Raw genomic sequence first — 25,836 nt, forward strand, 5'->3', positions numbered from 1 at the left:
CTACTTCTCTTTTGCTTGTCCAAAAGAGAAGTAGCCAAGAGAAAACGACACCCCGCGGCGACGCGTTCCGTCCATCCATGGACGGAAAGTCCGTGAGCCGTGGCCGGGCTTTTCGAGCGGGCTCCTGCCCGCGCGAAAAGGCGAGCCCATCCGTGGGCTCGCCCGCTGCGCGGCCTGATCGTCCACGTCTCACCGTCGCCGAGGGGGCCCCGGAAAAGCAGGCGCGCATCGTGCGCGCCAGAAGCAAGAGCACCGCGAGTTCGCGGCGCTTTGGCTTTTCTGAAAGTGCGCGCTGGGAGCGCGCTGCTTTGCCCGGAGCCCCTATGGCGTGGCGGGTGGGTGAAGGAAAGTCCGCAGGATGGCTCGCAGGATGCGAGCCAGTTTTTCGCCGGTACATGGACGTGCCGTCGAAAAACCCCGTAACCCACCCGCGCACCCGCAGGGCAGAGCCTGTCCCGGACTCGATCCGGGAATGCCCGGAGGGCGCGCCATCGGGGTGCCGTTTCTCTTTGGCTACTTCTCTTTTGGGCAAGCAAAGAGAAAGTAGCTCGGGCCGCGGCAGCGGCACGAAACCGCTTTGTCGCTTGCGCAATCGCCAGGCAAAAGCCATCTCCGGCCAGCGCGCACGAGCAGACATGCGCGCTTCAACCGATACGCGTGCCGTCGTTCGGATCGAAGAAATGCAGCCGTTGCGTGGCGACGCCCAGTCGAACAATTTCGCCCGGCACGCAGCCGATGCCCGGCGGCGTGCGCGCGACCAGCGCGAGATCCCCGTGCCGCAGGTTGAGGATGACCTCATTGCCCACCGGCTCCAGCACTTCCAGCCGCGCCTCCAGCGCGATCGCAGGATCGCCGGCCGCGAGCAGATGCAGGTCTTCCGGGCGCAGCCCGAGCACCACCTCGCGATCGCGCCAGTCGGCGAGTGCGTCCATCTGTGGTGGCGTGCCGAGCCGTATCGTGCCGGCCGCGGTGGCCAGCGCGAGGCCATCGTCCATGTGCAGCGTGCCGCGCAGCAGGTTCATCGCGGGGCTACCGAGGAAGCCGGCCACGAACAGGTTGGCCGGCCGTTCGTAGAGGTTCATCGGCGTGTCGATTTGCTGGATCGCGCCGCGGTCGAACACCACGATGCGCTGGCCCAGCGTCATCGTCTCGACCTGGTCGTGGGTGACGTAGATCGTGGTGGTGCCGAAGCGGCGGTGCAGTCGGGCGATCTCCACCCGCATCGCCAGGCGCAGGCGCGCGTCGAGGTTGGACAGCGGCTCGTCGAGCAGGAACACCGCGGGCTGGCGCACCATCGCGCGACCCAGCGCCACGCGCTGGCGCTGGCCGCCGGACAGCGCGGCGGGGCGGGCATCCAGCCGCGGTTCCAGTTCCAGCAGGCGCGCCACCTCGTCCACGCGTTGCGCGATCTCCGCGCGCGGCATGCCGCGCAGGCGCAGGCCGAAACCGAGGTTCTCGGCCACCGTCATGTGCGGGTAGAGCGCGTAGTTCTGGAACACCATCGCGATGTTGCGATCCTTCGGCGCCACCTCGTTCACCACGCGCCCGGCTATGCGCAGCGTGCCGGCGTCGATGCTTTCCAGCCCCGCGATCATGCGCAGCAACGTGGTCTTGCCGCAGCCGGAAGGGCCGACCAGCACCAGCAGCTCGCCGTCGCCGACATCGAAGCTGGCGCCGGCGACGGCGACATGCCCGTTGGGATAGATCTTGCGCACGTGGTCGAGACTGACGGTGGTCATCGGCGTTGCGTGCTCTCTGGTGATGGTCGCGGCACGGTGATCGCTGTCGCGGAAAAGGGCGTGCATCCCGCGACGGCGTTCGGCTATTCTCGGAATGTAATCGATTACATCAAGCCGCGGTGCGGCATTCGAGAGTTTCGCAGGTCATGACCCGACGCTACCGCTTTCCGGACGGCTTCCTCTGGGGCGCGGCCACCTCCGCCTACCAGATCGAGGGTTCGCCGCTGGCGGACGGCGCCGGCCCCAGCATCTGGCAGCGCTTCGCGCACACGCCGGGGATGATGGCGAACGGCGACCACGGCGACGTGGCCTGCGACCACTATCGCCGCTACAAGGACGACGTGCGGCTGATGCACGCGCTGGGCCTCCAGAGCTACCGCTTCAGCGTGAACTGGGCGCGCGTGCTGCCCGAGGGCACCGGGCGGGTCAACGTGCAGGGTCTGGACTTCTACTCGCGGCTGGTCGACGAGCTGCTGGAACATGGCATCGCGCCGAACGTCACGCTGTTCCACTGGGACCTGCCGGCCGCGCTGGACGATCGCGGCGGCTGGCTCAACCGCGACAGCGCGCACTGGTTCGCCGAGTACGCCCAGACGCTGTTCAAGGCACTGGACGACCGCGTGCCGCAGTGGACCACGCTCAACGAGCCGTGGGTGGTGGTGGATGGCGGTTACTTGCGCGGCGCGCTGGCACCAGGCCACCGCAACCTGTACGAGGCGCCGATCGCGGCGCACAACCTGATGCGCGCCAGCGGCGCCGGCATCCAGGCCTACCGCGCACACGGCCGGCACGCGATCGGCGTGGTGTTCAACATCGAGCCCAAGTACCCGGCTTCCGACAGCGCGGACGATCTCGCCGCCACGCGTCGCGCGCACGCCTACATGAACCTGCAGTTCGCCGATCCCGCGCTGCTCGGCAGCTATCCGCCCGAACTGCGCGAGGTGTACGGCGCGGCCTGGCCGGACTTCCCCGCGGACGATTTCCGGCTCACGCGGCAGCCGGTCGACTTCGTCGGGCTCAACTACTACACGCGCGCAGTGGTGCGGCACGACGCGGATGCGCTGCCGCTGCGCGCCGCGCCGGTGTACCAGCCCCATCGCACCCATACCGAGACCGGCTGGGAAGTGTACGAACAGGGCCTCGTGGACATGCTGACCGGTTTCCGCCAGCGCTACGGCGAGATCCCGCTCTACATCACCGAGAACGGCGCCGCGTTCTACGACCCGCCGGTGGTGGAGGGCGAGGTGCTGGACGACCCGCTGCGCACGGACTACCTGCGTCGGCACCTTCGGGCCGCGCATCGCGCGATCGAGGCCGGCGTGAACCTCAAGGGCTATTACGCGTGGTCGCTGCTGGACAACCTGGAATGGTCGCTGGGCTACGCCAAGCGCTTCGGGCTGTACCACGTCGACTTCGCCACGCAGCGGCGCACGCCCAAGGCCAGTGCGAAGCTCTACGCGCGGGTGATCGCGAGCCACGGCGAGGCGCTGGGCGAGGCATGAATCGTCGAACGACATGCACGAAGGAGACGAGTCGATGAAGACGAAACCGATGCCGTGGCGGGTCGTGCTGGGCCTGCTGGCCGCGTGCCTGTTCGCGCTGGGTGCGGCGCAGGCGGCACCCGCCGCGGGCGACAGCGTGCGGGTCCATGTCGACGCGAAGGCGCCGGGCACGCCGTTTCCGCACTTCTGGGAGCAGATGTTCGGTTCCGGCCGCGCATCGCTGGCGCTGCGCGACGACTACCGCAAGGATCTCGTGGAGGTGAAGCAGGCGACCGGCTTCGGCTACGTGCGCTTCCACGGCATCCTCGACGACGACGTGGGTCTGTTCCAGCTGGGCAAGGCCGACAAGGTGTTCTACAACGCCGCCGACAAGTCCGCGGCGAGCGACCAGCCGGTCTACAACTTCTCCTATGTGGACCAGATCTACGATGGCCTGCTTGAGCGCGGCGTGCGTCCGTTCGTGGAGCTGGGCTTCATGCCGAAGGATCTGAGCTCCGATCCCAAGGCGCTGCAGGATTTCTGGTACCACCCCAACGTCGCGCCGCCGAAGGATTACGCGCTGTGGGACGGCATGATCCGCGCCTTCGCGCAGCACCTGATCGCGCGCTACGGGATAGCCGAGGTGTCGAAGTGGTACTTCGAGGTGTGGAACGAGCCGAACATCGGCTTCTGGGCCGGCAACCCCAAGATGCCGACTTACTACACGCTGTACGACCACACCGCGCGTGCGCTGAAGTCGGTCAGCCCGCGCCTGCGCGTGGGCGGCCCGGCCACGGCGCAGGCGGCGGAGGTCGCCGATTTCCTCAAGCACGTGCACGAGGCGAACGTGCCGGTGGACTTCGTCAGCACCCACGTCTATGGCGACGACACCGCGGACAACGTGTTCCACACCGATGAAAAGATTCCGCGCAGGGACATGGTCTGCCGCGCGGTGGACAAGGTGCACAAGGAGGTGCTGGCCTCACCGTACCCGAAGCTGCCCTTCATCATGAGCGAGTACAACGCCTCCTACGCCAACCTGCCGAACGTCACCGACACGGTGTACATGGGCCCGTGGCTCGCGAATACCATCCGCGCCTGCGCGGGCAAGGTGGATGCGATGAGCTACTGGACGTTCTCGGACGTGTTCGAGGAGCAGGGCGTGGTGCGCACGCCGTTCTACGGCGGCTTCGGCCTGATCGCCGAGGACAACATCCCCAAGCCGTCCTTCAACGCCTTCGCGATGCTGCACAAGCTGGGCGACGTGCGGCTGCCGGTGTCTTCCGACTCCGCGCTGGTCACTCGCCGCGCCGACGGCACGCTGGTGCTGGCGCTGTGGAACTACGCGCCGCCGGTGGGCGACACCGCGAGCTACACCGTGGGCCGGCCGAAGGGCGAGGTGAAGCATTTCGAGCTCGACCTGTCGTCGCTGCCGGCGAACGCCAAGGCGCAGGTGTGGCGCCTGGACGAGGCGCACGGCAACGTGATCGCCGCGTTCGACAAGATGGGGCGCCCGGCCTTTCCCTCGCGCGAGCAGATCCGGCAGTTGCGCGCGGCCGGCCGGATGGTGGCGCCGGAACGGCTCGCGCTGCACGACGGCAAACTCGGTCTCGACATCCCGCCGCAGGGGCTGGTGGTGATCGAGGTGCATTGAGTGTTCGCGCCTTGCTCTCCCGTTTGCCGGAGAGGGACGTGAGGAGGTCACGTGGAACCGCTTGATCGCCCCGTCTGGTCCAGCCTGACCGGCCTGCATGCCGGGTTGGCGCTGGGCGATGCGCTGGCCAAGCGCTACCGGCCGGAGATCAACCGCTTCGCCTCCGCGCGCGACGACGGCGCCGTCGCGCTCGCGGCGCTGGCCCGGCTGGTGCTGCCCGCGCAGCCGGTGTTCGTGCTGCAGGTGCCGGAGATTCGCATCCCGTCCGGACTGGTGGCGAGCAAGCTCGCCAAGGGCGTGCAGATGGTCGCCACCGGGCGCATCACGCCGGAAGCCGGCCCGGACGAACTGATTCCGCTGGGCGACGCGGACGCGGAGGAGATGCTGGCGTTGGCCACGCTTACCGAGCCGGGACCGTTCCTGCGCGAGACCCATCGCATGGGCCGCTTCGTCGGCATCCGCATCGACGGGCGACTCGCCGCGATGGCCGGCGAGCGCTTCCGTTTCCCGGGCAGCACCGAGGTCAGCGGCGTATGCACGCATCCGGACTTCCGCGGGCGCGGGCTGGCCCGGCGCCTGTCCCGGCACGTCGCTGCCGGCATCGCCGCACGCGGCGACACGGCCTTCCTGCATGCGTGGAAAACCAACGCGGCGGCGATCCGTCTGTACGAATCGTTGGGCTTCCGGCTGCGCTGCGAGGTGAACGTGGCCGTGCTGGATGCGATACCCGGCTGACTGAGTCCGGGCCCGGCGGACGCAGTGCCTGTCGGGCCGGATCCTGTCGTTCGGCCGCTGTCGTCCTTGCACCCGGTCTTTCCGGCCGCGCCAGCCGTCCTGGCCGCAGCGGGCTGTCGGCCTGCGCCGACTAAAGTTGTCGGCGTCAGGCGGCTTCACGCCGCTTTACGTCTTGCCGGTTCACAATATGCTAACGTCAAGGTCACAGATTCAGGGGGATGACCATGAAGCACCTTACCGTGCTCGTTGTGTTGCTGCTCGCTCTTGTAGTAAGTGGCTGCGCGGCGGTGACACCGTCGACCCAGCCACCGAAAGCCAATGCCGACGCCATGGCGGTCAGCAACTACCGCATCGGCGTGGACGACCAGCTGCAGGTGTCCGTATGGCACAACCCCGACCTCAGCGTGTCGGTGCCGGTGCGTCCGGACGGCAAGATCACCGTGCCGCTGATCGGCGACGTGCAGGCCGGCGGGCAGACGCCGGAGGAAGTGGCCGTGGTCATCCGCGACAAGCTCAAGGCCTACGTGCGCGACCCGCAGGTCGCGGTGATCCTGACGCAGCTGCGCAGCCATGAATACCTGGCCCGCGTGCGCGTCACCGGCGCCGTGCGCACGCCCGTCTCGCTGCCTTACCGCCCGGGCATGACCGTGCTCGACGTGGTGCTTGCCGCCGGCGGGGTCACCGAGTTCGCCTCGCCGGACCGCACCGAGCTCTATCGCCACGCCGGGCAGGGGGACAACCAGGCCTATGCCGTGCGCCTGGGCAAGATCCTCAACGACGGCGACCTGGCCACCAACTACCCGCTGCAGCCCGGCGACGTGATCACGGTGCCGCAGCGCAGCTTCTGAAGCAGATGTCCGAGGGGGCTCAGGGAGGAGAGTCGAACGCCATGAACGAACAATCGATTTCACTGCAGACCCTGCTGCCCGTGTTGCTGGAGGAAGGCCGCCGCCGGCGCGTCGCGCTGGGGCTGGTCTTCGCCGCGGTCATGCTGGCGGCACTGGCCATCGGCATGCTGTGGCCGAAGAAGTACGAGGCCTCCACCACCATCCTCGTGCAGGAAAGCAACATCATCGCGCCGTTGATGAAGGGCGCCGCCACGCCCACCGGCACCGCCAACCGCGCCGACATCGCGCGCGCGGTGATACTCAGCCACAGGGTGCTGGACCAGGTGCTCGCCCAAGGCGGCTGGCTGGCCGACCATCCCAGCCCGGTCGAGCTGGACCGCATCACCAACGGCATCAAGTCGCGCACCACGGTGAAGTTCTCGCGCGACAACCTGCTGACCATCAGCTACTTCGATTCCGATCCCGCCCGCACCTACAAGGTCACGCGCCTGTTCGGTCAGCTGTTCATCAGCGAGAGCCTGGCCTCCAAGCAGCGCGAGAGCCGCGACGCGTTCGACTTCATCAATGGCCAGGTCGAGGCCTACAAGCGCAAGCTCACCGGCGCCGAGGACAAGCTCAAGGCCTATCGCGAGAGCAATGTCGATGCGCGCACGGGCAGCGAGGCCGCCACCGCCGCGCGCATCAACGACCTGCGCGCCCAGGTGGAAAACGCGCGCATGGACCTGATGGAGAAGCGCTCGCAGGAAGCCTCGCTGGCGGCGCAGCTGTCCGGCGAGTCGGAAGTCTCCGCGGTGCAGACCACGGCAGGCCTGTACCAGGCCCAGCTGGCCGACCTGCAGGCGCAGCTGGACAAGCTGCTGCTCACCTACACCGACGACTATCCCGACGTGGTGCGCGTGCGCCACCAGATGCAGGATCTGCAGCAGCAGCTGGCGCAGGCCGAGCAGCGGCGGCAGAACCCGAGCGGCAGGCCGGCGTCGCTGGGCGGCAATGCGCAGTTCAATCCGCTGTACCAGCAGATCAGGAGCCAGCTGACCGATCTGCGCGGCCAGATCGCCGCGACCACCGCGCGGATGAACGCCAGCCAGGCGATGCTGCAGTCCGAGCTCGAACGCAGCAAGCGCATCGCCGGCTCGGAGAACGCCACCGCCGAGCTGACCCGCGACTACGACGTCAACCGCGACGTCTACCAGGACCTGCTGAAGCGCCGCGAGAACGCACGCGTGTCGATGGACCTGGACGCCACCCAGCAGGGCCTGACCTTCGCCGTGCAGAACCCGGCGATGATGCCGCTGATCCCCACCGGCCTGCGCTTCATGCACTTCGCCGTGGCCGGTTTCGCGCTGAGCCTGGCGCTGCCGTTCGGCCTGCTGTTCGGCATCGCTCGCTTCGATCCGCGCGTGCGCTCGGCCGAGCAGCTGGAACGGCTCACCGGCCTGCCCGTGCTGGTCAGCGTGCCTTACTACGCCACGCCACAGGACCGGCGGCGCGCGCGGCTGCGCAACCTGGCGCTGGCGCTGATCCTGGCGGCGGTGGCGCTGTCCTACCTCGCGATGTTGGTGTTCAAGCTCAAGGGGGCGGCATGAAGCCCGACGAATCGACTTCCGGCACCGTGCTGCGGGCCGAGGCGGGGGATGTCGACCGCTTGCCGCAAGCAGCGTCCGCGCATGCCATCGCGCTGATGGCCGAGCCGCGCGCGCTGGCCCCGCGGCAGCTGGAGGAGCGCCGGCTGATCCACCGCGAGGCCTCCTCGCGGGAGCAGTCGGATACCTTCCGCGAACTGCGCACGCGCCTGCTCGGCATGGGCGGCACCGGCAACTTCATCACCCTGGTGGTGGCGGTCAGTCCGCGGTCGGGGGCCAGTTTCGTGGCGCGCAACCTGGCCGCCGCATTCGCCTTCGACGAGGCGCGGACCAGCCTGCTGATCGATTGCAACTTGCGCTACCCGGAGCAGCATCACGCGCTCGGCGTCGATCCGACCAACGGCGGCCTGATCGACTTCCTCGAGCACCCTGCGCAGGGCATCGCGTCGAAGATCTACGCCACCGGCATGCCGCGCCTGCGGCTGATCCCGGTGGGCGACGCGCGCGAAGCCAGCGGCGAGTACTTCTCCTCGTTCCGCATGCACGCGCTGCTCGACTCGATGCGCCATCGCTACCCGGATCGCTACCTGTTCCTGGACGGCCCCACCATCAAGGGCTCGCCCGACGCGCGCATCCTTTCCGATCTCGCCGACTTCGTGGTGGTGGTGGCCGGCTACGGCCGCGACACCCCCGCCGCGATCAGCCAGGCGATCGCCCATTTCGAGCCGGAGAAGCTGGCCGGCGTGGTGTTCAACCAGGCGCCTTGAGGCCGGCGGTGGGCCGCCGCCCCGGCAAGGCCGCAGGCGGAAGTCGTCACCGCGTCACCCATCGCAGGAGGCATCCATGTCCTCATCCACCCGGCTTGCCCGCGCCATCTCGCTGGCGCTGGCGATCGTCGCCACTCCGGCGCTCGCCGGCCAGTTCAACTACTCGTTCTACGGCGGCGTCGAACACAGCGACAACATCAACCTCAGCGCCACGGCGCCGGTGAGCCAGTGGGTGCTGATCCCCGGCTTCGGCTTCGACTACGCGCAACAGGGCGCCACGCTGCAGGCCCACGTGACCGGCGCAGCGGAATACCGCGACTACATGGGCGGCCCCTACGCGAACCAGAAGCTCGGCGAACTCGCCGGCCTGGCGAACTGGACCGTGCTGCCGGAACGGCTGGATTTCACGGCGCAGGACTACGCCAGCGTGCAGCCGGTTTCCACGCTGTCCAGCGACGCGCCGGGCAACCAGCAGCAGACCAACGTGCTCACGGTGGGCCCGACCCTGCATTTCGACCTGGGCAGCGCGCTGCGCGGCCAGGCGGAGCTGCGCTACATCAACAGCCGCGCCTCGCGCACCACCGAGTTCAATTCCTCGCGTGGCGAGGCGGCGCTGCGGCTGATGCGCGACATCTCGCCGACCAGCCAGCTCTCGCTCAACCTGGAGTCGCAGAAAGTCAATTTCGACGACAGCGGCGAGGTCAACTACCGCCGTGACGAGGCGTTCGTACGCTACGTGCGCAAGCTCGCACACCTGGACCTCGACGTGGCCGCGGGCTGGTCGCGGATCCGCCTGAACGGCGGCCTGGGTTCGGCCTCCGATCCGCTGGCGCGCGCCGGCCTCCGCTGGCATGCGAGCGCCCGCAACACGTTCGGGGTTTCCTTCACGCGCAGCTATTCGGATGCCGCGCAGGACCTGATCAATCTGGTCGAGCCGGCGGAGACCGGCACGCGGGTCTCCGCGCCGCTGAGCATCCAGACCGGTGGTGCGGTGATCGGCAGCGGGATCTACCTCGAACGGCGCCTGGACGCCCACTACGACTACAGCGGCGAGCGCTTCACCTTCAGCGTGTCGCCGTGGTACCGCAAGCTGCATTACGTGGAAGGCGTCCAACCGGACCAGACCGGCCGCGGCGGCGATGTCGGCGTGGACTACCGCCTCAGCGCGCGGCTGACGCTCTCGGGCTACGCGAACTACGAGCGGGAGAACTACACCGCGCTGGCGCGCCGCGACACCACGACCAACATCGGCGTCGCGCTGCGTCAGCTTGTCAACCGCCACTGGAGCTGGCGCGTGTCGTTGCTCGATCGCCACCGCACCAGCACCGCGCCGAACAGCGGCTACCGTGCGAAGGAAGTCTATTTGGGAGTCGTCTACCAGCGATGACGCCGGCATCGGAACCCTGCCAGTTCGGACGCGATGGAGCGCTGATCGGGATGTACCACGGCGTGGCCGGCCATGCGCCGGTGGGCATGCTGCTGTGCCCGCCGCTGGGCCAGATGCTGCTGCGCACCCATCGCGTCTATCGCCAGCTGGCCAGCGGGCTGGCCGCGCGCGGCATCGGCGTGCTGCGTTTCGACTACCACGGCACCGGCGACTCGGCCGGCGACAGCCTCGCACTGGACTGGCAGCACTGCCTGGCCGACATCCGCAGCGCGGCGGCCGAACTGCGCGTGCGCAGCGGTTGCGCCACGATGGTCGGCTTCGGCGCGCAGCTGGGCGGCAGCCTCGCATTGGCGGCAGCGGCGACGGCGGGCTTCGCGCGGCTGATCCTGTGGGACCCGGTGCTGGACGGTGCCCGTCACGTGGCCGAGCTCGACGCCGGGCAGGAAGCGCTGCGCAACGATCCGCAGCACTACGTCCGGCCACGCGGCGTGGAGGAGGCGGCCGGACAATGGCTGGGCTTCCCGGTCAGCGCGCAGTGGCGCGCGCAGCTGGCCGACTGGCGTGCCGAGCCCGCGCGGGTGCCCACCCTGATCCTCGATTCGCGTCCCGAACCGGTGGCCGGGGGCTGGTCGCCGCTGGCCGAGGCCGGCGCGCGCGTGCTCGCCATGCCGGCGAGCACGGACTGGAGCGACCTGCACCGGCTGGAGCACGCGATCCTCGCCCCCGACCTGCTGCGCATGGTGGGCGCGGCGCTGGAGCCGGCCGCATGATGGCGGAGCGTGCCTTCCGCTTCGGCCGCGCCCGGCACCTGGTCGGCATCGCCGGCCTGCCGCCCATCGCGCGCGGTACGGTCGGCGTGATCGTGCTCAATACCGGCCTGATGCATCGCGTCGGCCCGTTCCGCCTGCACGTGGACCTGACCCGCCGGCTCAATGCGCTCGGCTATCCCACCCTGCGCTTCGACTTGTCCACCATGGGCGACAGCGGCGCCAGCGCGGAAGCGGGCTCGCGCGAGGAACAGGTTCGCGCCGACGTGCGCGATGCCGCCGCGCTGCTCACGGGCCACGCCGGCTGCACGCGTTTCGTGCTGGTCGGCCTGTGCCGCGGCGCGCAGAGCGCGCACATCGCCTGCAGCGAGGCCGGCGTGGCGGGCGCGGTCTTCCTGGACGGCTACATCTACCGCACCTTCGGCTTCAAGCTGCGTCACTACCTGCCGCGGCTGCTCAGCCCCGCGCGCTGGCGCGGTTTCCTCGCGCGCAAGCTGCGCCAGGTGGTGGAGCCTGAAGAAGTCACCTTCGGCAGCGTCTATCCACCCCGGGCGCAGGTGCGCGGCGAACTCGCCGACATGCTGGCGCGCGGGCTGCGGTTCTGCTTCGTCTACAGCGGCGGCATCGGCGAGCAGCTCAACCATCCGCGCCAGTTCCGCGAATGCTACGGGCGCCGCGTGGCCGACCATCCGGCGCTGCGCATGGATCTGCTCGACGGCACCGACCACACCTACACCCTGCTCTGCGACCGCGAGCGTCTGTTCGGCCACGTCGAAGGCTGGCTGCTGGAGCAGTTCCCGCCGACAGGCTGAACTATTCCGCCACCTCGCGGGCGGCGGATGCCGTCCCGGCACGCGTGCGATGCGGCGGTGGCGGCAGCTCGTAGTCGCGCCAGTCGCCCGGATTGCCGGTCTTGCCGGCCTCGGCGGCCTTGATGATGTTGTACATCTCGCGCGCGGTGACGTAATGCAGCACGTGGTTGGTGCCGTCGTTGTACGCGCGCTCCAGGTGCGCGTGCATGCGCTCGGCCGCCTCGCCCAGCAAGGTGTCCATGTCGCGCTCCTGGGTGCCGTGGGTATGCACCTTGACGAAGATCCACTCGGGCCGGCCTTCGACGTGGATGCCGGTACGCACCCAGTGGTCCACGCGCGCCGGGGTGGGTGGGCAGCCGCGGCGCACGTCGGCGTTCTCGATGCGCGGCACCAGGCCCAGCCGGCGTTCGCGCCAGTTCAGGCCCAGCGGGCCCTGCACGATCATCAGGTCGCCCGAAGGCGCGCCGCCCACGCGCACCGGCACGCCGGTGTCGTGCGACTTCGGGCGTGCGGGATCGTCGGTGGCGTAGTAGATGCTGTTGACCGTACTCGTCTGCGTCTCGCTGGGTGCGGAGGGCAGGGTGAAGTCGGCGTAGCAGCCCAGCTCGCGCAGCAGGATCAGCTCGTTGTTGATCCCGCACCAACGGCCGTCCGCGCGCGAGTTGTCCAGGCACCAGTTGCCGTGGATGAAACCGAAGCGCAGCTGGCCGGTGGCCGGGTCGCGCGGCAGCGCGCCGTGGCGTTCGTGCAGCAGCTTGTTGAAACGATTGATGGTGGCGGTGAAGTTTTCCGGAGTGTCGTTGTCGTGGTGCAGGTGGATCTCGATCTCGCCGTAGCCGTCGGCGCAGAGCGCGGCGAGCTTGTCCAGGTGCTCCTCGACGTATTCCTCCTCCGGGTAGAAGAAGCTGTGCTGCGGCGGTCGACCGTCGGCATCGCGGTGGCGATCGGCCAGCGCGCGGTAGTCGCGGCACCAGCGGTCGACGCGGGCGCGCTGGGTGGCGAGGTCGACGCGGCCCCAGTTCGGCTCGAAGTGGTCGACGAACGCGAACATCACGTGCACCGGCCCGCTGGCCGGGCGCGGCGGCAGGCGCCGGCGCAGGTAGCTGCCCAGCCAGATCTGCATGTGGCGCGCGCGGATCGCCAGCACCACGACCGCAGCGGCCAGCAGCACCAGCACGGCAAGAACGACGAGTGCGACGGTCATGGCTGCACCTCCGGCAGCAGGCCGAGCAACTGCTCGGCGTTGTTGCGCCACTGGCGCTCGCGCACGATGTACTCGCGCGCGGCCGCGCCGACGCGGCGGCGCTCCTCGGGCTGCATGGCCAGTTCCAGCACGCGCTGCACGCAGGCCTGCAACTGACGTTGCGGAAACAACCAGCCGGTGCGGCCGTCGCCGACCACCTCGGCCACCGGCGCGTAGTCGGGCGCGACCATCGCCACGCCCATCGCCATGAACTCGAACAGCTTTACCGGCGAGCCGTAATGGTTGGAGTCGGGCAGCACCGCGTAGTCCATGCAGGCGATCCAGGAGGGTATCTCGGCGTGCGGCACGCGACCGGGCAGCAGGATGCGGTCGGCCAGGCCGCGCGCCTGCACCAGCGCGCGCACCTCGGGCAGGCTGCGGCCGTCGCCGACCAGCAGCAGCACCAGCTCCGGCGCCTCGGCCAGCCGTGCGGCGACCGCCTCGACGAAGCCGTTGACGCCGTGCCAGTGCACGAACGCGCCGACGTAGCCGCACACCACGCGTCCCGCCACGCCGCGCTCGGCGCGCAGGCGTTCGCGGTCGTGGCGCCCGGGATCGAAGCGGGCGAGGTCAGCCGCGTTCGGCGAGACCACCGAGGGCGCGATGTCGCCGTAGGCGGCCACGGCCTGCTGCTGGAACCAGCTGGAGATGAACACCAGTCCGGTCGCCTCGCGCAGGCACCAGCGCTCGATGCGCCGCGCCAGCGATTTCAGCCACAGCGGGCGTACCCGCTCGACCAGTGCCGAGTCGTTGATCTCCAGGATCACGGGCATGCCGCGCCGCCGTGCCAGCCACACCGTGGCGAACAGGAACAGCGAATAGCGCTCGTAGACGAGCTGCGGCCGGAGCCGCGCGAATGCGCTTCGCATGCGCACGAGGGTGACCAGGTTGTAGCCCAGCTCCAGCGCCTCGAACAGCACGCCCGGCATGCGCGAAACGATGGTGCCGAGTCCGCCGCGCTGCTTCGTCCGCGCGGCGCCGGCAGCCGGCTCCTGCTCCGGGTCCGCGCCGGGGAAGGACAGCACGCTGACTTCGTGACCGAGTGCACGCAGCGCGCCGACCACGCCGCGGATGTGCACGCCCTCGACGTCGCGCCCGCGGGTGCGGTGGTGGTAGAGGATCCTCATGCGGCCACCGCCGGCAGCGCGCGCAGGCTGCGGCCGGCGGTGTGCCAGGCTGGCAGCAGGTGCGCGAGGATCTGCGCCGCGCAGTCGCTGTCGTCGTGCATCAGCAGCACGTCGCCGTCGGCCGGCGGTCGCTGCAGCAGCCGTGCGGCCAACTCATCGGGCGGTTGCGGCTGGTAATCCAGGCTGTCGTAGGACCAGTAGGCCAGATTGCGTCCGCGCCGCGCGAAGGCCAGCAGCAGCCGCAGCGACACCACGCCGCGCGGTGGCCGGAAGCGGTGCGGGCCGGAACGGTCGAAGTCCGCCAGCAGGCGGTCGGTGCGCTCCACCTCGTCCAGCTGCTCGCGCAGGCTGAGTCGGTGGAACAGCGGATGGCTGTACGAGTGATTGCCCAGGGTGTGACCCTCCGCCACGATGCGTTCGACCAGCGCGGGGTGCTGCTCGATGCGCCGGCCGACCAGGAAGAAGCTCGCCCGCGCGCCGTGCCGGGCCAGCAGGTCCAGCAGGCGGGGCGTGTGCTCCGGATGCGGGCCGTCGTCGAAGCTGAGGTAGAGCGCGCCCGGCTCGCGCGGGCCGCGCACCAGCACCAGGCGTTCGGGCAGCAGGCCAAGCACTTGCTGTCGCGTGGGCCGGATCCTCACCGCAGCACCTCCGCCACGGCCTCGTTGCGCGCCGCCTGCCGCATGATCGCATCCAGCTGGTCGATGTTGCTGTCCCAGCTGAAGCCGCGCGCGTGCTCCGCGATGGCGGCGTGGTCCCAGGCCTGCGCCGCCGCTTGCGCCAGCGCATCGGCGAGCGCGGCGCGGTCGCCCAGCTCCACGAGCCGGCCGGCGTGTGCAGGCACCACCTCGGGAATGCCGCCCACCCGCGTGGCCACCACCGGCGTGCCGCAGGCCATCGCCTCCAGCACCACGTTGGGCACGCCTTCGTTGTGACTGGGCAGGCACAGCAGGTCGGCGGCGCGGAACCAGTCGGGCAGCGCCGCGTGGGGCATCGCGCCGGCCAGGTGCACGCGTGCAGCCAGGCCAAGTGTTTGCGCACGCGCGGCCAGCGCGGCGCGGCAGGTGCCCTCGCCTACGTACACCAACTGCGCCTGCGGACACGAGGCCGCCATCGTCGCGAAGGCTTCCAGCAGATCGAGGCAGCCCTTGCTCTCCTTCAGGTTGCCGACGTAGAGCAGCAATGGGTCGGCCGCGATGTCCAGGCCGAGCCGCTTGCGTGCATCCGCCTTGTCTCCGGGGGCGAAGCGCGCAGCGTCGACGCCGTTGTAGATCGCGTGCACGCGCGCGGGGTCCGCGCCCAGCGCCACCGCCTTGCCGGCCAGCGCGCGGCTCACCGCCACCACCGCGGCGGCGCCACGCAGGCTCGCGGCGATCTGCGGCCGGCGCAGCGCGTGCGTGGCCTGTACGTTGAGGTCGCTGCCGTGCACCTTCACCACGTATGGAATGCCGAGCAGGCGCGCCAGCCAGCCGGCGGCCACCGCATCGGGATAGGCCCAGCTTGCGAGGATGCCGTCGTAACCGGCCGTGCGCAGCCGCCAGCCGCGCTGCAGCAGCAGCGACAGCAGCCAGCAGGCCGCGTGCAGCGCGCGGCCGAAGCGCGGCGGGTAGACGAACACGAAATGATCGGTGCGCAGGCCAGGCACCTCGACGCTGCCGCGCCGCTTGCGCAGGCGATCGCGGAAATCCACCGCGGTGAGCACGTGCAACTCGTGGCGCCGGCCCAGGCGTTCGAACTGCTGGCGGTTGAACATGCCGCGCAGCGGATCCCAGGGCGTCGGGAACAGGTTGGTCAGCACCAGCAGCTTCATGCGGCCGGCTCCCGCGACTCGTACAGCGCGGCGTAGCGCGCCGCCATCGCCTCGAGCGAGCCGCGCGTCTCCATCATCGCGCGGGCGGCTGCGCCGCAACTCGCGGCGCGCTGCGGATCGCGCAGCAGGTCGAGGATCGCCTGCGCCAGCGCATCGGCGTCGCGCGCCGGCACGATGCGGCCGGTGACGCCGTGTTGCACGATCTCGCGGTTGCCGCCGACGTCGGTGGCCACGATCGGCAGCGCGGTGGCGGAGGCTTCCAGCAGCGCCATCGAGTAGCCCTCGCTCACCGAGGAGAGCACGAACACGTCCAGCCCCTGCAGCAGCTCGCGCACGTCGCTGCGGTCGCCGAGGAAATGCACCGCGTCGGCGAGGCCCTCGTCGCGCGCGCAGGCTTCCAGCTCGGGCCGCAGCAGGCCGTCGCCGACCAGCAGCAGCGCGCTGTCCGCCTGCTGGTCGTGCACGCGGCGAAACGCGCGGATCAGGTTGGCTTGGTCCTTCGCCCAGTTGAGCCGCCCCACCGTGCCGACCAGGCGCGTCTGCGGCGACAGCGCTAGCGCCTGGCGCAAGCGCTCGCGCGCGGCCGGCGAGGCAATGGCGAACTCCTGCACGCGCAGACCGTTCGGCACCACGCGCAACTTGCGGCGCGGCACCAGGCCGTGCTCGATCGCGCCGTTGCACGCCGCCTCGCAGACCATCGCCACCGCGTCGGTGCGCGCCAGGCTGGCGCGATAGAGCATTTCCGCGCGGTTCCAGCGCTGCATGCCGCCCATGCCGTGGCGGGTGTTGATGAGCTTGGCCACACCCAGGCCGAGACTGGCCAGCACCGCCAGGTAATGCGCCACCGCGTTGTGGCTGTGCAACACGTCGGTGTGGTGGGCGCGGATCAGCCGGCGCACGCGCGACAGCGCCTTGAGGTCGAAGCCCCTGCGCTTGCCGCAGGCATGCACCGGGATGCCCGCGACATCCAGCTCGTGCGCCAGCGTGCCGCGTTCGAACAGGCATATCACCTGGCAGTGGTGGCCTTGCTGCTGCTGCAGCTTGACCAGGTCGAGCACGACGCGTTCCAGTCCTCCGCGGTTCAGATTTTCCACGACGTGGGTGATGTTCATTGGCGCATTCAGGAGGAGGAAGGTGGAAGGGCGGAGACGGTGACGCGCAGCTTGCCGCTGGGCGTCAGGGGAAGTTCGTCGACGATCCGGCACTCGAGCGCGACGCTGTCGCCGACCACCTTCGCCAGCTCGCGGCGGATGTACGCCATCGAGGCGTCGTCGAAGCGGTTGTCGCAGACCAGCGCCAGCTCGAGGCGGTCGAGCCGGCGCTGCACCAGCTGGAAGCGACGCAGGCCCGGCACGTCCTTGAGCATGTGCGGGAAGAACTCGCCGGGCAGCAGGTGGCCGTCGGGCGTGCGGATCGCATCCAGCTTGCGGCCGTCCACGTGCGCCAGCAGCGGCAGGCCGCGTCCGCACGGGCAGGTTTCCGTGCCGGCCGTGGCCAGGTCGCCGTTGGCATAGCGCAGCAGCGGCATGCCGTAGTTGGAGAGGTCGGTGAGCAGCACCTCGCCACTGGCGCCGCTCGTTGCCGCGCCGTGCAGTTCCACCACCAGGTGGTCGGCGTTGACGTGCAGGCCGTGCCGCTGTTCGCACTCGGACGCGATCAGCATCACCTCGCGGCAGCCGTAGGTGTTGTAGGCCGGGCAACCGAACGCCCGCTCGATCAGCTCGCGCTGGAAATCGTGCAGCGCCTCGGCCGCGCCGAGCACCGCGGCCGGCGGCCGCGCCAGCGTGCGGCGGTTGTCCAGCAGCCACTGGGCCAGCCGTACCAGTGGGCCCACGTAGCCCACGATCACCTCGGGCCGATAGGCGTCGATGGCGTCGGCGTATTCGCCGAGGTTGGCGTCGGTCATGTGGAAGCTGTTGAGCATGCGTCGCGCGAACGCCGCGTGGTACAGCCGATCCTTGAACTGGTGCAGGCGCCGCGGCTCGCCCACCGCACCGCCCCACACGTACAGCGTGCGCCGGCCCATGCGCGCGCCGGCCCAACCGTAGCCACGCCACATCACCGCGGTGCGCCGCTCGTTGCTCTCGCGGGTATAGCCGAAGCGCATCGGCTGGCCGGTGGAGCCGCCGGTGGCCTTGTACAGCAGGCGCTCATGCCAGCCGTCGGCCTTGAACTCGTCGAAGTGCGCGCGGATCTCGTCCTTGTCCAGCACCGGCAGGCGCGCGTAGTCGTCCAGGCTGCGGATGTCCGCCGCCGCGATGCCGAGCTCGCGCCAGCGCCGGCGATACCAGGGCACGTGCTGCTCGCAGTGCCGCAGCAGGCGCAGCAGGCGTTCCAGCTGCAGGGCGCGGAGCTGTTCGGGCGCCAGCCACTGGTCGCGCTCGTAGCCGGCGAGCCAATCCAGCGTGCGGCGCCGGCGCAGGCCCGATTCGTAGGCCGGGTAGAGCACCCGGCGAAACAGGTGTTCGTAGACGCTCATGGGTGCTGCCCCGCGCGCACGCCGGACCACGCCAGCAGGCGCCCCAGCAGCAGCGGCCGGCCCGCCGCGAAGCGCTGGTGCAGGCTTTTCAGCTGCTCGATGTCCGCGCCCGTCCAGCAGCGCAGCCACAGCGTGAGCGGCAGGTACGCCGCGACCAGCACCGGGCCGCCCAGCAGCAGCGTGAACAGCGGCGGCAGGCGCAGCGGCAGCACCAGCGAGGCGACGGCGCCGGCCAGCGCGGCGGCCAGCAGGATGCGTCCGAGCCGGCGCCATTCCAGCGGCAGGCCGCCGACGCGCATGCCCAGCAGCACGTAGGCCGAGGAGCTGACCACCGCGGCGATCACGATCGCCGCCATCGCGCCGTGCAGCCCGAAATGCCGGACCAGGGTCACATCCACGCCGATCTTGAACACGCCGAACAGCAGGGTGAGCGTGAGGATCACGTGCTGGCGGTCGGCGCTCACCAGCAGGCTGGTCGCACCCTGCGCCGAGGTGTTCAGCGCGCTGGCCAGCATGCACAGCGCGAACACCGGCGCGGCGGCGGCGTAGGCGGCGCCGTACAGCAGCCCGATCACCGCGCCGGCGAAGCAGGCGCCGAACGCCACCATCGGCGCGCCGAGCATGGCCAGGTACGAGGTCGCCGTCACGAAGCGTTGGCCGCCCACGGTGCGGCCCTCGCTCAGCGCCTTCGCCATCATCGGCAGCAGCACCGCGCTGAACACGCCCGGCACCAGCAACATGATGCCGCTGGCCAGCTGGAAGGCCACCTTGAAGTAGCCCGCCGCGGTGGCGCTGGCGAACAGGTTGAGGAACAGGATCTCCACGTCGCTGGCGATCAGGAAGCTCACGATGATGGTCAGCGAGACGATGCGCAGGTGCCGGCGGATGCGCCGCAGCAGTTCGCCCGGCAGATCGCCGAGGCGCGGCAGCGGCGCCAGCAGGCGACGCACCTGGTACTGCGAGGCGAACAGGAACATCGCGCTGGAGATCGCATACATCACCACGAACCACAGGATGTCGCCGTGCAGCAGCATCGCGGTGACCACCAGCGCCAGGTTGGTCGGCGCCGCCACCAGGGTGATCCGGGCGGTGGCGTCGAAGGCCTCGAAGCCCTTCGCGATCGCCACGTTGAACATGTACGGCGCGCGCATGCCCACCGCGGCCGCAAGCAGCACGAATTCCAGCAGGTCCAGCTCGGCGGCGTAGCGCCGTCCGAGCAGCAGGTACAGGCCCAGGCCCAGGCCGAGCACCACCAGCAGGTGCCAGCGCTGCACCTTGCGCATGTAGGCGAGCATCGGCCGGATCAACTCGGGTTGCCGGCTGCCGCGCAGCTCCGCCACGAACTTGATCACGCCGGTGGTGATGCCTGAATTGGTCACCACGATGCCGATCGCCGCGAACCAGATGAACAGGCCGTAGATGCCGTAGTGGCGTGGCCCCAGATGGCGCGCGATCAGCACCGCGCAGACCATGCCGAGGAAATACTCGACGTAGATCCCCAGCGAGGAGAACAGCGTGTTGCGCAGGGTGAGCGAGCGTGGGGTCATGAGTGTGGGGTCATGGCATGCGCAGCAGCACGGCCACCAGCACGTAGAGCGCCGCGATGACCATCAGCGAGATCGGCAGCCAGCGCCAGCCGCTGGCCGAGAGGGTGAAACGCGGCAGCGTGTCGTGGCGCTTGCGCAGAGTGGCGTAGTGGCCCACCACGATCGCGGCCAGCGTGTAGAGCATGATGTTGTAGCTGCGGCTGAGGAAGAACGCGGCCGTGAAGAAGCCGCACAGCGCGCAGAACAGGGTCAGCGACAGCGCCTGTTCGGCACGGTCCTGGCGCTCTTCCGCCGTCGTGCCCGCGGTGGTCCCCGCACCAGTTGCCGCGACGGCCGGCCCGCGCGCGACGGCGACCCGGCGCTGCTCCACGCCGGCGCCGGCGGGCAGCGCCCGCACCAGCGCCAGGCGTGTCTGCGGGCGTGCCGCCACCACGTGCGCGGCGGCGACCTGCGCCGCTTGCGCCAGCCCCGCCTGCAGGCGCAGCAGGCGCCACATCATCCAGAAGCCGTAGCCGACGAAGGCCAGCCAGGTCACGAAGCCCAGGAAGCCGGTCTCGGCCAGCACCAGCACGAAGGAGTTGTGTGCGGTCAGCGTGTTGTAGTCGGTGAAGTTGCCGAAGCCCACGCCGAACAGCGGGTGCGTCTTGAACATGTCGAAGCCTTCGTACCACGCGTCCACGCGGCCGAAGGCGGACTCTTCGTCCGGGTCGAGGTCGTTCATGCGCGTGGACGGCAGCAGCATCAGCCCGACCAGGCCGGCGAAGCTCAGCGAGCCGGCGGTGAGCGGCCCGCGCTTCTGCCACAGCCAGATCGCGCCCATCATCAGCACCGCCAGCTGGGTGCCGCGCGACTTGGTCAGGTAGATGCCGGCCAGCAGCAGCACGATGCCGGCGCGCCAGAACCAGCGGCCGAGGAAGCCGGCGCGCGCGGCCACGCAGAACAGCATCGGCAGCGCCATCACGAACAGCAGGCCGAGGTCGTTGGGATCGTTGAAGATGCCCACGTAGCGGATGCGCCCGTCCTCGCCCAGGGTCATGCCGGTCCAGCCTACGCCCTGGCTGGCCTGCTCCACGCTGTGCAGGGCCAGCACCATCGCGCACAGCCCGATCACCGCGAAGGTGGTGGCGGTGCGGCGCGGATCGTCGATGGCGCTCGCCAGCACGAAGAACACGATCAGCGACGGCCCCATCTGTTCGAGCACGTATTCCATGCCGCCGGACCAGCCATTGACCACCATCGAGGCCATCGCGATCAGCACGAACAGCGGCAGCAGCAGGAACTGTGGTGCGCCGGGCGTGCGCGCGCCGCGCAGCAGCCAGCCGACGAAAGCCAGCAGCAGGGTCAGCGACATCACCGGCAGGCCCGCCATGCCGGGCAGGAAGTCCTGCGGGCGGACGATCGCGAAAGCGAGGTAGACGAGGATCAGCAGGAACATGCGCACCACTCCCCGCAGGCGCCCGCAGGCGCACCGTTGCATGCCGCCGAAGGGGTGCATCGAACGGGCCACCGGATCACCACAGGTGCAGCCTCCGGTTGCGCGCGAACGCCAGCAGCGCCTGCGCGGCGAACAGATTGAGATAGCAGAACGCGGTCAGCAGCCGCACGGGCTGGCGCCCGCCCAGCGTCGGCAGCAGGCGTCCGGCCACCACCGCGGCGAGTGCGGCGAGCAGCCCCAGCGCGGTCGCCGCGAACAGCGCATGCCGCGTCGCCAGCAGCGTCGCCGAGAGCGCCAGCGCCAGCAGCAGCCACGGCGCCAGCAGGCGCAGCAGCTTGTGGCTGACGAAGCGGAACCACAGCGGGTTGCGCCACGGCAGCAGCAGCCATGGCGCCAGCTGCACCAGCTGGTAGTTGCCGGCCAGCGTGCGGATCTTGCGGCGCTGCTCCTCGCGCGGCTGCTGCGAGCTGCCGTCCCAGGCCACCGCAGCCGGCTCGTACACCACGCGCAGCCCGGCCGCGGCCACCTGCATCGGCACCAGCACGTCGTCCAGCACGGTGCCCGCCGGCAGCGGCCGGAACAGCGCGCGGCGCATCGCGTACAGCGCGCCGCTGACGCCGATCACCGAACCGGAGCGGCTTTCGCCGGCGCGGATCAGCGTCTCGTAGCGCCAGTACGCATCGATGCCGCGGGCGAAACCGGTGTGCGCGTCGAACAGGCGCAGCTGCCCGCCGACCGCGCCCACCTGCGCATCGCCCAGGTTCGCGACCAGCTGGCGCAGCGCGTCCGGCTCCAGCCGCTGGCGCACGTCGGTCATCAGCAGCACCTCGCCGCGCGCCTCGGCCACCGCGTCGTTGAGGCAGGCGGCCTTGCCGCGCCGCTCGGCAAACTCCAGCACGCGGATGCGCGCATCGCCGAGCGCGCGGGCGCACGCCGCGGTGTCGTCGCGGCAGCCATCGCAGGCCACCACGATGTCGAGCCGTTCCGCCGGATAGTCCAGGGCGAGCAGGCCTTCGAGCTTGGCGCGCACGTGCGCGGCGCCGTCGTGCACGGCGAGTACCGCGGTGACGCGCGGCGTCCACGCGCGCCGTTGCACCGGGCGCGGCCGCCAGCGCGCCAGCGCGGCGACCCACAGCGGATAGCCGGCGAAGACGTGCACGAGGGCAAGCGCCGATATCGCAAAGACTTCACTGGCAAAGCCAATCAAGGCCATCCCCCCACCATGTTTTGTCCATGACGAACCACAGGCCCATCCCGAACCAGCGATGCAAACGCAGCAGCAGCGGCAATCGCGGCGCGTCTTTCGCCCTCTCGGGCAGTTCGCGGGCCAGCATCGCCAGCGTGCCGGAGGCCACGTCGAGCAGCTGCAGCCGCACCGCGGTCTCCCGCTGCACGCGCGCCACGAATTCCACCGCCAGCAGCGAGTGGCCGCCCAGGTCGAAGAAGCTGTCGTTGGCGCCCACCTGTTCCACGCCGATCAGTTCGCGCCAGATCGTGGCGAGGTAGGCCTGGCGCGGATCGGCCAGTCCACCTGCCTGCGTTCGCACGCCGCGCCGCGCGGCCGCGGACGGTGGCGGCAGGGCCTTGCGGTCGATCTTGCCGTTCGGTGTCTTCGGCAGCGCGTCCAGCCGCTCGATGTGCTGCGGCTGCATGTAGGCGGGCAGTTGCCGGTGCAGGCGGGCGCGCAGGCGCTCGGCCAGTTCGTCGTCTGCCGCCGCAGCCACGTGCAGCACGAGGCGCAGGTCGTTGTCGCCGAAGCTGCGCGCCACCGCCACGCACTCGCGCACGCCCGGCTCGGCCGCGGCCGCCGCCTCGATGTCGCCCGGCTCGATGCGGTAGCCGCGGATCTTGATCTGGTCGTCCGCGCGGCCATTGAAGTAAAGCTGGCCGTCGCGCCAGCCGCCGCGGTCGCCGGTGCGGTACATGCGGCCGCCGGCGAAGGGGTCGTCCACGAAACGCTCGGCGGTGAGGTCGGGGCGGTTGAGGTAGCCGTCGGCCACGCCATCGCCGGCGATCCAGATCTCGCCGACGACGCCCGGCGGCTGCGGCTGGCCGCGCTCGTCCAGCACGTAGATGCGGGTGTTGGCGATCGGCTGGCCGAGCGGGATCGGTTCCATGCCTGGCCAGATGCGCACCAGCGAGGACCAGATCGTGGTCTCGGTGGGGCCGTACAGGTTCCACAGTTCGCGGCAGCGCCCGGCCAGCGAGCGCGCCAGCGCCAGCGGCATCGCCTCGCCGCCCACGAACAGGCGCAGTCCGCGCACCACGTCCTCGCGGCCGATGCCTTGCAGCAGGCGCAGCAGCGAGGGCGTGGTCTGCAGCACCGTGCAGCCGCTGTTCGCCATCAGCTCGCACAGCGCCGGCGGATCGCGGTGCTCGGCCTCGGTGGCGATCACCATGCGGCCGCCGACGATCAGCGGCAGGTACAGCTCCAGCCCGGCGATGTCGAACGACAGCGTGGTGACGGCGCACAGCGTGTCGCCGGCGCCGTAGCCCGGCTGCTCGCGCATGGCCAGCAGGAAGTTGACCAGGTTGCGGTGCAGGATGCGCACGCCCTTGGGCTGGCCGGTGGAGCCGGAGGTGAACAGCACGTAGGCCAGGTCGTCGCCGTGCACGGGCGGCAGCGGTTGTCCGTCCGCCGGCTCGGCCGCCAGTTCGTCGACCACCAGGCAGCTGCGCCCCTCCGTCAATTCGGGAGGAGGATGCAGGACGGGCGTGACCAGCAGGTAACGCAGGTCGGCATGCCCGGCCATGTAGCCGAGCCGCTCCTGCGGAAATTCCGGGTCCAGCGGCACATAGGCGGCGCCGCTCTTCAGGGTGCCCAGCACGGCGACCAGCATGTCCAGGCTGCGCGGCACATACACGCCGACCAGGTCGCCGCGGCCGATGCCACGACGCGCCAGCGCCAATGCAAGGGCGCTGGTGCGCCGTTCGAGCGTGGCGTAATCCAGCGCTTCGCCGGCGCATTCGGCGGCGATGTTTTCCGGCGTGCGCCGCGCCTGCGCCGCGATCAGCGCCGGCAGCCCCGTGCCGAGGTCGTAGTCGCGCGCGGTGTCGTTCCACGCCTGCAGCACCTGGAAGCGTCCGGCGGCATCGAGCATGGGCAACTCGGCGATCGTCGACGCAGCGGGCGCGGTCGTGCCGGCGAGCGTTTCCAGCAAGGTGGCGTAGTGGCCCAGCCAGCGCTGCAGCGTGGCCACGTCGTAGCGCGCGGCCGCGCCGTGCAGGTCGATGCCGAGCGCATCGCCTTCCAGTGCCGTGCGTGCGTGCAGCTCGCCCAGCAGTGCCGCGCGGCCGCCGTCGATCACGCGGTGGTGCAGGCCGGCAAAGGCAAACCCGGGCATGCCCGGATCGAACTCGAACGAGACTGTGCCGAGGGCCGCTTCCGCACCGCCGCGGTGCAGGCCGAGTGCGCGCAGCAGGCCCATCAGGGTGACCTGGCCGTGCGCATGGACCTCATGCAGCGCGGCGGCAGTACGCGCGAGCAGGTCCGCGACGCTTTGCCCGGGTTCCACGCGCAGGCGCAGCGGCAGGAAGTGCAGCGGCTCACCGTGCATGCCGACCGGCACGCCGAGGGCGAAGTCGTGCTGCCCGCTCATGCGCATCAGGAAGGCCGCATAGCCGCCGAGCAGCACGTCGCGCAGCGACAGGCCGCAGTCCTGCGCCAACCGTCGCAGGCCGGCGACCGTCGCCGCCGGCAGCACGTGGCGGGCGCCGACGGCGTCGAATCGCGGCCGCACCGGCGCCGAGCGGTCGGTGGGCAGGTTCAGCGGATCGGGCAGGTGGCCCAGGCGTGCGCGCCACCAGGCGAGCGCTTCGGCGGGCACCGCGTCGTCGAACGGCGGCAGGGGCACCGGCGCGGATGCCGGTTCCTGTCCCGCGAGCAGCTCGCCATAGGTTTGCGCCAGCTCCGCCAGCAGGCGGCCGGTGGCGCGGCGGTCGAGCACCAGTTCGTGGGCGTGCAGCAGCAGGGCATGCCGATCCTCGCCCAGACGCAGCAGTTCCAGGCGCAGCAGCGGCGGCACGCACGGGTCGAACGGCGCGCGCAGACGCGCCTGGACGTGCGCGGCCAGGCGCGCTTCCGCGGCGTCGCCAGCGGACGAGAAATCGTGCCGCGCCCATGGCAGCGGCAGGTCGTCATGCACGTGCAGCGTATGGCCGTCGGCGGACGGCTGGATGCGCAGGCCAGCGTGCCGCCGCCACAGCCGGGCGGCGGCCTGTTCCAGCACGGCGGCCTGCAACGGGCCATCCAGCCGCAGCACGGTGAGGTGGGCGAGCGCCAGCGCGGCACCGTCGCCGTACTGGCCGGCCAGCCATTTCTCCGTGCGGATTTCACCCAGCGGAAAGGCGGAGCCGGTCATCGGTTCCGCGTATCGGCCATCAAGACGGTCATTCATGCTGTCCCCTGTTTCGAACAATCCCCTG

Annotated in this window: 20 protein-coding genes; 9 read left to right on the forward strand and 11 right to left on the reverse strand. The window is 70.3% G+C overall.

Annotation, left to right across the window (positions count from 1 at the left end; all coding sequences use genetic code 11):
• Positions 1–644 precede the first annotated feature (644 nt).
• On the reverse strand, positions 645–1,739 hold the full coding sequence (locus AB7878_RS10185) for an ABC transporter ATP-binding protein (protein WP_369494256.1): 1,095 nt from the start codon (positions 1,737–1,739) through the stop codon (positions 645–647).
• Positions 1,740–1,885: 146 nt separating this feature from the next.
• Here AB7878_RS10185 and AB7878_RS10190 point away from each other — a divergent pair, with 146 nt between their 5' ends.
• From AB7878_RS10190 to AB7878_RS10230, 9 genes are all read left to right on the forward strand, one after another.
• Positions 1,886–3,241, forward strand: a complete 1,356-nt coding sequence (locus tag AB7878_RS10190; RefSeq protein ID WP_369494257.1) for a GH1 family beta-glucosidase — start codon at positions 1,886–1,888, stop codon at positions 3,239–3,241.
• A 34-nt stretch (positions 3,242–3,275) separates the two neighbouring features.
• Positions 3,276–4,874: a GH39 family glycosyl hydrolase gene (locus tag AB7878_RS10195; protein ID WP_369494258.1), complete on the forward strand. Its 1,599-nt coding sequence runs from the start codon at positions 3,276–3,278 to the stop codon at positions 4,872–4,874.
• A 51-nt stretch (positions 4,875–4,925) separates the two neighbouring features.
• Positions 4,926–5,609, forward strand: a complete 684-nt coding sequence (locus AB7878_RS10200) for a GNAT family N-acetyltransferase (protein ID WP_369494259.1) — start codon at positions 4,926–4,928, stop codon at positions 5,607–5,609.
• Between the two features lie 224 nt (positions 5,610–5,833).
• Positions 5,834–6,457 (forward strand): XrtA/PEP-CTERM system exopolysaccharide export protein, encoded by a 624-nt coding sequence (locus AB7878_RS10205; protein ID WP_369494260.1) that lies wholly within the window; start codon positions 5,834–5,836, stop codon positions 6,455–6,457.
• Positions 6,458–6,498: 41 nt separating this feature from the next.
• Positions 6,499–8,043, forward strand: a complete 1,545-nt coding sequence (locus tag AB7878_RS10210; RefSeq protein ID WP_369494261.1) for an XrtA system polysaccharide chain length determinant — start codon at positions 6,499–6,501, stop codon at positions 8,041–8,043.
• Positions 8,040–8,807 carry a P-loop NTPase family protein gene (locus AB7878_RS10215; RefSeq protein ID WP_369494262.1) on the forward strand — a complete coding sequence of 256 codons (768 nt, stop codon included), beginning with the start codon at positions 8,040–8,042 and terminating at the stop codon, positions 8,805–8,807. Before AB7878_RS10210 ends, AB7878_RS10215 begins: the two co-directional genes overlap by 4 nt.
• A gap of 76 nt (positions 8,808–8,883) precedes the next feature.
• Complete coding sequence (locus AB7878_RS10220) at positions 8,884–10,194, forward strand: outer membrane beta-barrel protein (protein WP_369494263.1); 1,311 nt, start codon at positions 8,884–8,886, stop codon at positions 10,192–10,194.
• Complete coding sequence (locus AB7878_RS10225; protein WP_369494264.1) at positions 10,191–10,964, forward strand: serine aminopeptidase domain-containing protein; 774 nt, start codon at positions 10,191–10,193, stop codon at positions 10,962–10,964. Before AB7878_RS10220 ends, AB7878_RS10225 begins: the two co-directional genes overlap by 4 nt.
• A complete protein-coding gene (locus AB7878_RS10230; protein WP_369494265.1) occupies positions 10,961–11,773 on the forward strand; it encodes an alpha/beta fold hydrolase in 813 nt (270 codons plus the stop codon). Before AB7878_RS10225 ends, AB7878_RS10230 begins: the two co-directional genes overlap by 4 nt.
• A gap of 1 nt (position 11,774) precedes the next feature.
• On the opposite strand, the gene AB7878_RS10235 is transcribed toward AB7878_RS10230, so the two are convergent.
• The 10 genes from AB7878_RS10235 to AB7878_RS10280 all read right to left on the reverse strand — a co-directional run bounded on the left by AB7878_RS10235 (position 11,775) and on the right by AB7878_RS10280 (position 25,808).
• Positions 11,775–12,977, reverse strand: a complete 1,203-nt coding sequence (locus AB7878_RS10235; RefSeq protein ID WP_369494266.1) for a hypothetical protein — start codon at positions 12,975–12,977, stop codon at positions 11,775–11,777.
• On the reverse strand, positions 12,974–14,143 hold the full coding sequence (locus tag AB7878_RS10240) for a glycosyltransferase family 4 protein (protein WP_369494267.1): 1,170 nt from the start codon (positions 14,141–14,143) through the stop codon (positions 12,974–12,976). The genes AB7878_RS10235 and AB7878_RS10240 overlap by 4 nt, the downstream gene beginning before the upstream one ends.
• A complete protein-coding gene (locus tag AB7878_RS10245; RefSeq protein WP_369494268.1) occupies positions 14,140–14,781 on the reverse strand; it encodes a polysaccharide deacetylase family protein in 642 nt (213 codons plus the stop codon). Before AB7878_RS10245 ends, AB7878_RS10240 begins: the two co-directional genes overlap by 4 nt.
• The gene (locus tag AB7878_RS10250) at positions 14,778–15,950 is read right to left on the reverse strand and encodes a glycosyltransferase (RefSeq protein ID WP_369494269.1); all 1,173 of its coding nucleotides are present in this window, start codon (positions 15,948–15,950) and stop codon (positions 14,778–14,780) included. Before AB7878_RS10250 ends, AB7878_RS10245 begins: the two co-directional genes overlap by 4 nt.
• Positions 15,947–17,062 carry a glycosyltransferase gene (locus tag AB7878_RS10255; protein ID WP_369494270.1) on the reverse strand — a complete coding sequence of 372 codons (1,116 nt, stop codon included), beginning with the start codon at positions 17,060–17,062 and terminating at the stop codon, positions 15,947–15,949. Before AB7878_RS10255 ends, AB7878_RS10250 begins: the two co-directional genes overlap by 4 nt.
• 8 nt (positions 17,063–17,070) lie before the next feature.
• Positions 17,071–18,429, reverse strand: coding sequence for a phenylacetate--CoA ligase family protein (locus tag AB7878_RS10260; protein WP_369494271.1), 1,359 nt, complete (start codon positions 18,427–18,429; stop codon positions 17,071–17,073).
• Entirely contained in the window at positions 18,426–19,976 is a 1,551-nt protein-coding gene (locus AB7878_RS10265) for an oligosaccharide flippase family protein (RefSeq protein ID WP_369494272.1), read from the reverse strand. Before AB7878_RS10265 ends, AB7878_RS10260 begins: the two co-directional genes overlap by 4 nt.
• A gap of 10 nt (positions 19,977–19,986) precedes the next feature.
• Positions 19,987–21,411 (reverse strand): O-antigen ligase family protein, encoded by a 1,425-nt coding sequence (locus tag AB7878_RS10270; protein ID WP_369494273.1) that lies wholly within the window; start codon positions 21,409–21,411, stop codon positions 19,987–19,989.
• Between the two features lie 76 nt (positions 21,412–21,487).
• Entirely contained in the window at positions 21,488–22,570 is a 1,083-nt protein-coding gene (locus AB7878_RS10275) for a glycosyltransferase family 2 protein (protein WP_369494274.1), read from the reverse strand.
• Positions 22,571–22,598: 28 nt separating this feature from the next.
• Positions 22,599–25,808 carry a non-ribosomal peptide synthetase gene (locus AB7878_RS10280; protein ID WP_369494275.1) on the reverse strand — a complete coding sequence of 1,070 codons (3,210 nt, stop codon included), beginning with the start codon at positions 25,806–25,808 and terminating at the stop codon, positions 22,599–22,601.
• Positions 25,809–25,836: the final 28 nt, after the last annotated feature.

The organism is Rhodanobacter humi (assembly GCF_041107455.1).
GTDB lineage: Bacteria > Pseudomonadota > Gammaproteobacteria > Xanthomonadales > Rhodanobacteraceae > Rhodanobacter_A.